The organism is Nonomuraea sp. NPDC059007 (assembly GCF_042740555.1).
In the GTDB taxonomy this organism is placed as follows: Bacteria; Actinomycetota; Actinomycetes; order Streptosporangiales; family Streptosporangiaceae; genus Nonomuraea.
Map to the genome: position 1 here is coordinate 25,739 of NZ_JBHYJD010000081.1, position 7,196 is coordinate 32,934.

Sequence of the window (7,196 nt, forward strand, 5' to 3'; positions counted from 1 at the left end):
ATGCCTCCCGCTTCCCCGATTAGACTGGCCGATTCGCTACCGGTTACCACTCCGACAGGGGGCGCTTTCGCATGCCCGCACATCAGCTGGCACCCGACATATCCGACGATCCAGCGGACGTGCTGTCCGCCGAGCAGTCCCACCTGGCCGAATCCCGCAAGGCCCTGCAGGCGATGCGCGAGCACGCGCAGTCGCTGTCGGCGGAAGCGGCCGGCGACTGGGTCTCGCAGCAGGTCCTCCAGTCGCTGCTCGACCAGCGCGTCGCGGCCCTCGCCGACCATCCCGACACGCCGTTGTTCTTCGGCCGCCTCGACCGAAGCGCGGGCGACGATCTGCCCGGCACCATCTACGTCGGCCGCAGGCATGTCCACGACGGCGCCAGCCGCGCCCTGGTGATCGACTGGCGCGCTCCGGTCTCGCGCCCGTTCTACCAGGCCAGCCCCACAGACCCCATGGACGTCGTACGGCGCCGCCGCTTCGGCTACCACGGCGGCGCGCTGACCGCCTACGAGGACGAGCCGCTCGACCAGGGCGGCAGCCTGGGCCCCTCGAAGATCCTCACCGACGAGATCGAGCGCCCGCGCACCGGCCCGATGCGCGACATCGTCGCCACCATCCAGCCGGACCAGGACGAGATCGTCCGCGCCGCGCTGACCCAGACCGTGTGCGTGCAGGGGGCGCCCGGCACCGGGAAGACCGCCGTGGGCCTGCACCGCGCAGCTTACCTGCTGTTCACCCATCGCGAGCGGCTGGCCCGCTCCGGCGTCATGATCGTCGGGCCGAACCGCGCGTTCCTGTCCTACATCTCCTCCGTCCTTCCCGCCCTCGGCGAGGTCAAGGTCGACCAGACCACCGTCGCCGACCTGCTGGGCGCCTACGACACCCCGGAGGAGCCGGAGGTCGCCGCGATCAAGGGCGACGCCCGGATGGCCGCGGTGCTGGAGCGGGCGCTCTGGCTGCACATCAGCAAGCCGGAGGAGGGCCTCGTCTACACCCGCGGGGTGCACCGCTTCCGCGTGGCCGACTACGAGGTGCGCGAGATCGTCGCCTCCCTGCGCGGCACCACCCGCTACGGCCCCGGCCGGGCGGCGCTCGCGCAGCGCCTGGCCCACCAGGTGCTCGTCCGCATGGAGCAGCGCGGCGACTCCCCCGACGACCGGGTGCAGGACGCGGTCGCGCGGTCCAAGCCGGTCAAGCAGCTCGTGGACGCGGTCTGGCCCAAGGTGACGCCCGCCCAGGTACTGTTCCGGCTGCTGTCGGACGCCGAGTTCCTGGCCAAGGCATGCGCCAAGTCCGAAATTTCGCCGGACGAGCAGGAAATGCTGCTTTGGCGGAAGCCGTACCGTGGATGGAAGTCCGCGAAGTGGTCGGCGACCGACGCCGCGCTCCTCGACGAGCTCGGCGACCTCATCGAACGCACCTCCTCGCTCGGCCACCTCGTCGTGGACGAGGCGCAGGACCTGTCGGAGATGCAGCTGCGCGCCCTCGGCCGCCGCTGCCGCAACGGCTCCGCCACCGTCCTGGGCGACCTCGCGCAGGGCACCACGCCCTGGTCCACCACCTCGTGGGAAGCCGTGCTCCGGCACCTCGGCCAGGACTCCGGCGAGGTCACCGAGCTGACCCTCGGCTTCCGCGTGCCGCGCGAGGTGCTCGACTACGCCGCCCGCCTCCTGCCGTCCGTCGCCCCCGGTCTTGCCCCGCCGCGCTCGCTGCGCCCCGGGCTCGGCTCCCTGTCGGTCCAGCCGGGCGCCGCCCTCGCCGAGACGGTCGGCGCGACCCTGTCCAGGGAGGGCTCGATCGGCGTGATCGTGCCGGACGCGCTGGTGGAGCGGGTCTCCGGTTCGCTGGACGGCATCGCCCACGCCGTACTCGACCCCGACGCCGCCGACCAGGAACACCGGCTGCTCGTCATCCCCGCGACCCTGGCCAAGGGCCTGGAGTACGACCACGTGATCGTGGTCGAGCCGGCGGACATCGTCGCCGCCGAGCCCAGGGGCCTGGCCCGCCTGTACGTCGTGCTCACCCGCGCGGTCACCTCGCTGACCGTCCTGCACGACAAGCCGCTCCCCGCCGCTCTGGCGATCTAGCCCCACCGCCGCCCAGAGATCCAGCCCGCCGCTCAGGCGATCTGGTCGTCGCCCAGGGCCTTGGCGACCTCAGCCGCGGCCCGGTGGCCCGACTCGACGGCACCATCCATGTAGCCCGCCCAGCGGACGGCGGTCTCGGTCCCCGCCCAGTGCAGCGGCCCCACGGGCGTGCGCAGGGCGGGGCCGAACCTGGTCAACGTCCCGGGCGCGGCGAAGGCGCCGTAACACCCCCGGCTCCACTCCTCCGCGGCCCAGTCGAGCTCGATGTAGTCGATCGCGTAACGGGCCACGGGGCCGAAGTAGACGGTCAGGTCGTCCACGGCCCGGCCGCGCCGCTCGGCGACGCTCAGGCGGGCCACCGCGTCGGCGTGCGCGCCCTCGAAGAAGCCCGTGAGCACCCCGGGAGCGCCTTCCCCCTGCGGGGTGCTGTCCAGGACGGTGCCCAGCGCGCGGACGTCACTGTTGGCCTCCCCGGAGTAGCCGTCCTCGCGCCAGAACGGGGCCCCGTAGACCAGATGCACCTTGATGACCCGGCCCATCGGCATCCGCTGGGTGAGCTGGTCACGGTCGCCGGGCAGCCCGGGGCTGTACCTGATCCGGCCGGCCAGCGGCGGCGGCACCGCGACGATCGCGCGCCTGGCGCGGGTCTCGGTGCCCGGGGTGCGGAGCACGACCTGGTCGTCGTCCCAGGTGATGTCGGTGACGGGTGCCGCCTGCCGTACCCGGTCGCCGAGTTCGGCGGCGACGGCGAGCGCGACGCGCTGCGAGCCGCCCGCGACGCGGTCCTGCTGCGCCCCGCCCCTGACCTCGGTCAGCGCGTCGAAGCCGCCGCCCGAGCCGAAGTAGTACAGCGCCCACAGGGCCGAGATCTCCTCCGGCTCGGCCGAGAAGATCGCCTCGGTCACCAGCCTGACCATCGCCCGGCCGCTCTTGGTGCGGGTGCGGGCGCGCATCCAGGCCGCGAACGTCTGCGCGTCGAGCTCGCGGGCGCCGGGCGCCGTCCAGGGCGCCTCCAGCGGGATACGGCGGGCCGCCCGGTCCAGCGCGAGCTGCGCCCGCCCGAGGTCGGCCAGCGCCAGCGTCCCGATCCGCGGAACGCGCCCCGTGTACTCCATCCGCCGCCCCACCAGCTCGGCCACCCGCCTGCCCTGGTGATGGGTGGGGAACGTGGTCAGCCCGAGCTCGCCGATGAGCGCGAGCACCCGATCCTGGCCTGGCCCGACCCACTGCCCGCCGAGCTCGATCGCCGCGCCGCCCGGCAGTTCGCCGTTGAGGGTACGCCCGCCGACCCGCTCCCGCGCTTCCAGCACCACCACGTCGTGCCCGGCGCGCACCAGATCCCGCGCGGCCACCAGCCCCGCCAGCCCCGCGCCGACGACAGCCACATCCACGCTGTATCTGACATTCATGTTGTATGTGATATCCATGACGCATGGCACCCGTCAAGACCCGGCGCGAACTCTACGCGGAGACCACCCGCCAGGCGCTCATCGACGTCGGTCGCCGCGTCTTCGCCGAACGCGGCTACACCGCCGTCTCGGCAGAGGAGCTGGTACGCCAGGCGGGCCTGACCCGCGGCGCCCTGTACCACCACTTCGACGGCAAGCAGGGCCTGTTCGAGGCCGTCTTCGAAGAGCTGGAGGACTCCGCCGCCCGCGCGGTCACCACGGCGATGACCGCCGCCGCCGGCGACCCCGCCACCCGCGCGCGAGCCGGGCTGGACGCCTACCTGGACGCCTGCGGGCAGCCCGAGTTCCGGGAGATCGTGCTGAAGCAGGGCCCGATCGCCCTGGGCCACGAACGCTGGCAGGAACTCGACGTACGCCACTTCGGCGGCCTGCTCCGCGACGCGCTGACCACGCTGATGGACGAGGGCTACCTCACCCGCCGCCCCGTGGAGATGCTCGGCCGCGCCCTGTTCGGCGCCATCACCGAGTTGGCTCTGGCCATCGCGGAGGCCGACGACCCCGCCGCCGCCCGCGCCGAGGCGGACGCCATCGCGGCCACCCTGCTGTCGGGCCTGCGCGCCTGATACCTTCCAGAACCATGGCCGAATTCGGGGTAAAAGTAAGAAACGGCGCTCAATCCGACATCAAGGCCGTCCTGGACTTCTGGGCAGAGGCCGCGGAAGGCACCGACCGCCACGACGACCCCGCCAAGGTCGAAGCCCTGGTCGCCCGCGACCCCGAGTCTCTGCTGCTGGCCGAGCTGGACGGCACGCTGGTCGGCACCCTCATCGCCGGGTGGGACGGCTGGCGGGCCCACCTGTACCGGCTGGCCGTGCACCCGTCGTACCGCCGCAAGGGCATCGGCACCACGCTGCTCGCCGCCGCCGAGACCCGCTTCGCCGCCTTCGGCGCCTTCCGCGCCGACGCCATGGTCCTGCACGACAACACCCTCGCCCACCACGCCTGGTCGGCCGCCGGCTACACCCGCCAGCCCGAATGGGGCCGCTGGATCAAACACCTGTGAGCGCGGTGGTGAGCTTGCGCATCGCCGACGCCGCGGACTCGCTCGCCATCGGCCCGAGCGCGGTCAGGCTGGAGATCAGCGCGGCGATCTCCCGCAGGTCGAAGGCGATGGGCGGGATGTCGGCACGCCGCACGATGACGGCCCCTCCGCCACGGCCCGGGGCGACGTCCACCGGCACCCCGGACAGGCGCAGCCGCTCGATGTCGCGGGCGATGGTGCGCTCCGATACGCCGAAGTCGTGGGCGAGCGTTCCCAGGGTGACCCGGTCCGCGCCGGCGTGGAGCCGTTCGATGAGGTGTTGCTGGCGCTCGACGCGGCGTACCGTCAGATGGTTGTCACGTGAGGCCGCGGACGTCATGGAGAAGAGCGTAACCACGACACAGGCCTGTCTGGGTTGGTGATTAGCGTGAATCCCATGACCGACAACGACCTCGTGCTCGACTTCTTCCACCGATACTCCCGCGCGTTGCTCGCCAGGGACGAGAAGGCCGTGGCCGGCATGTACGCGGTGCCCGCCCTGATCCTGTTCCCCGGACAGTCCGTCGCCGTGTCGGACGCCAAGCAGACCGAGGAGTTCTTCGCCGGAGCCTGGAGCCAGTACGACGGCGTCGAGGACACCACCACGAACATCACGGTGGTCGCCGAGACCGCCCACAGCATCTGGGCGGACGTCACCTGGCACCACGGCAACGGAGCCAGGGAGCGGCTGATGTACCAGCTCATCGACACCGGGTCCCGATGGAAGATCGCCACGCTGACGCCCCTCGGCCCGTGACCCCGCCCGATTCGTCAGTCCCGGCGCGCGCCCTCTGGCCAGATCACCTGAACCGGCACCCCGCGCCGCCTCGCCTCCGCCACCACGTCGGCCGTGCCGCCGTAACCCCGGGCCGGCAGGCCGTCCCAGACGGCGAGAAGCACGTCGGCGCCGTCGAGCATGCGGATGCTCGCCACCATGTGCGACTCGGACGTGGGCCAGCCGATGGACCGTGACCGCCCGGCCCAGCAACTCGTCATAGGCCGCACGGACCTCGCCGGGCAGGCTGTCGCGGTACCGGTCCGCCGGGACCACCGCCTCCAGACTGCCCCCGAGATCCAGCACCGCGCGGGCGAAGATCTGATCCGCCCCGTCGGCCAGGCACGACAGCCCGACGACCCGGGGCGAGTGCCCGGCCAGCGTCCCGCGCAGAGCGTCGTCGACGAGGGACGCCGTGCCGGCTGGCAGGCCGCGATGCCCGGAGACAGCGATACGGATCATCATCACCTCCAGTTGTAGCTCCTCGTACGGCAATTGCCGTGGGTGTACGCGAAAAGGGCGCCCCCGAACCGGGAGACGCCCTCTTTGCGAAATGGCTGGACTTAGAAGTCCATGTCGCCACCGGGCATGCCACCAGCCGGGGCAGCCGGGGTCTTCTCCGGCTTCTCGGCGATGACGGCCTCGGTGGTCAGGAACAGCGCCGCGATGGAGGCGGCGTTCTGCAGCGCCGAGCGGGTGACCTTGGCCGGGTCGAGGATGCCCGCGTCGAACATGTTGACGTACTCGCCGGTCGCCGCGTTCAGGCCCTCACCCGGGGTGAGGTTGCGCACGCGCTCGACCACGACGCCGCCTTCGAGACCGGCGTTGACCGCGATCTGCTTCAGCGGCTCCTCCAGCGCCTTCTTCACGATCGCCGCGCCGGTCGCCTCATCGCCCGACAGCTCCAGCTTGTCGAACGCCTTGGTACCGGCCTGCAGCAGCGCCACACCACCGCCGGGCACGATGCCCTCCTCGACGGCCGCCTTCGCGTTACGCACGGCGTCCTCGATCCGGTGCTTGCGCTCCTTCAGCTCGACCTCGGTCGCCGCACCGGCCTTGATGACCGCCACGCCACCGGCCAGCTTGGCCAGCCGCTCCTGCAGCTTCTCCCGGTCGTAGTCGGAATCGGTACGGTCGATCTCCGCCCGAATCTCGTTGACCCGCCCGGCGATCTGGTCGGCGTCACCGGCGCCGTCCACGATCGTGGTCTCGTCCTTGGTCACCACGACCTTACGGGCGCGGCCCAGCAGGTCGAGAGTCGCGGACTCCAGCTTGAGGCCGACCTCCTCGGCGATGACCTGGCCACCGGTCAGGGTGGCGATGTCACCGAGCATGGCCTTGCGCCGGTCACCGAAACCCGGAGCCTTGACGGCGACGGACTTGAACAGGCCACGGATCTTGTTGACGACGAGCGTGGCCAGGGCCTCGCCCTCGATGTCCTCAGCGATGATCAGCAGCGGCTTGCCGGCCTGCACGACCTTGTCGAGCAGGGGCAGCAGGTCCTTGTTGGCGGAGACCTTGCTGTTGACGATGAGGATGTACGGGTCCTCGAGGACGGCCTCCATGCGGTCGGGGTCCGTCACGAAGTACATCGACGTCATGCCCTTGTCGAAGCGCATGCCCTCGGTGAGCTCAAGCTCCAGGCCGAAGGTGTTGCTCTCCTCGACCGTGATGACACCTTCCTTGCCGACCTTGTCCATCGCCTCAGCGATGAGCGCGCCGATCTCGGTGTCCGCGGCCGAAATGGAAGCCGTCGAAGCGATCTGCTCCTTCGTCTCCACATCCTTGGCCAGCTTGGACAGCTCCTCGCTGACCCGCTCGACCGCCGCCTCGATACCCTTCTT

At 71.4% G+C, this 7,196-nt stretch carries 7 protein-coding genes and 1 pseudogene; 4 read left to right on the forward strand and 4 right to left on the reverse strand.

What is annotated here, in order from left to right:
- Window positions 1–71 precede the first annotated feature (71 nt).
- Window positions 72–2,087: a HelD family protein gene (locus ACFWY5_RS55190; protein WP_379639965.1), complete on the forward strand. Its 2,016-nt coding sequence runs from the start codon at window positions 72–74 to the stop codon at window positions 2,085–2,087.
- A 32-nt stretch (window positions 2,088–2,119) separates the two neighbouring features.
- On the opposite strand, the gene ACFWY5_RS55195 is transcribed toward ACFWY5_RS55190, so the two are convergent.
- Entirely contained in the window at window positions 2,120–3,496 is a 1,377-nt protein-coding gene (locus ACFWY5_RS55195) for a flavin monoamine oxidase family protein (RefSeq protein WP_379639967.1), read from the reverse strand.
- Window positions 3,497–3,519: 23 nt separating this feature from the next.
- On the opposite strand from ACFWY5_RS55195, the gene ACFWY5_RS55200 reads away from it, so the two are divergent.
- A complete protein-coding gene (locus ACFWY5_RS55200) occupies window positions 3,520–4,119 on the forward strand; it encodes a TetR/AcrR family transcriptional regulator (RefSeq protein WP_379639968.1) in 600 nt (199 codons plus the stop codon).
- Between the two features lie 14 nt (window positions 4,120–4,133).
- A complete protein-coding gene (locus ACFWY5_RS55205) occupies window positions 4,134–4,559 on the forward strand; it encodes a GNAT family N-acetyltransferase (protein ID WP_379639969.1) in 426 nt (141 codons plus the stop codon).
- On the opposite strand, the gene ACFWY5_RS55210 is transcribed toward ACFWY5_RS55205, so the two are convergent.
- On the reverse strand, window positions 4,546–4,917 hold the full coding sequence (locus ACFWY5_RS55210) for a helix-turn-helix transcriptional regulator (RefSeq protein ID WP_379639970.1): 372 nt from the start codon (window positions 4,915–4,917) through the stop codon (window positions 4,546–4,548). The two genes, ACFWY5_RS55205 and ACFWY5_RS55210, sit on opposite strands and share 14 nt — an antisense overlap.
- Window positions 4,918–4,974: 57 nt before the next feature.
- On the opposite strand from ACFWY5_RS55210, the gene ACFWY5_RS55215 reads away from it, so the two are divergent.
- Complete coding sequence (locus tag ACFWY5_RS55215; protein ID WP_379639971.1) at window positions 4,975–5,334, forward strand: hypothetical protein; 360 nt, start codon at window positions 4,975–4,977, stop codon at window positions 5,332–5,334.
- A gap of 14 nt (window positions 5,335–5,348) precedes the next feature.
- Here ACFWY5_RS55215 and ACFWY5_RS55220 read toward each other — a convergent pair.
- Window positions 5,349–5,814, reverse strand: a pseudogene (locus tag ACFWY5_RS55220) (hypothetical protein).
- Between the two features lie 101 nt (window positions 5,815–5,915).
- A partial coding sequence (gene groL, locus ACFWY5_RS55225; protein WP_379639972.1) for a chaperonin GroEL occupies window positions 5,916–7,196 on the reverse strand: 1,281 nt, incomplete at its 5' end.